This window comes from Shewanella sp. AS16 (genome assembly GCF_021412365.1).
Taxonomy (GTDB): domain Bacteria; phylum Pseudomonadota; class Gammaproteobacteria; order Enterobacterales; family Shewanellaceae; genus Shewanella; species Shewanella salipaludis.
On sequence record NZ_JAKCLK010000161.1, the window covers coordinates 1 to 308 of the forward strand.

Consider the following 308-nt stretch of genomic DNA (forward strand, 5'->3'; position numbering starts at 1 on the left):
GAGAAAATCTAACATCGACGAATCGTTGAGAACCATCCATATATTTTAAAGATGGTAATTGATCTGCCTTAAGAAAAACAGTCCCTGTACCTAATTGATTTACAACTCTCGGTCGCAATAGCCCTTGAGTAAATGAAAATACTTTTCTTTTAGACTGATCTCCATCAAATGCATCTATGTATATACAGCCATGAATCCCAACAATGCAATTGAATATTGCAAAGGAATTATAAAAATTGAGCATTTTTTCTACATAATCGGGAGGGTAAATAATATCATCATCTGTAAGTACGATCATATCATTTTTA

The 308-nt window shown here is 32.5% G+C and carries 1 pseudogene; it reads right to left on the reverse strand.

Features of this window, described 5'->3' with window-relative positions:
* Positions 1-308, reverse strand: a pseudogene (kfiA, locus tag LZP73_RS19795) (K5 polysaccharide biosynthesis alpha-UDP-GlcNAc glycosyltransferase KfiA); the annotation flags it as partial.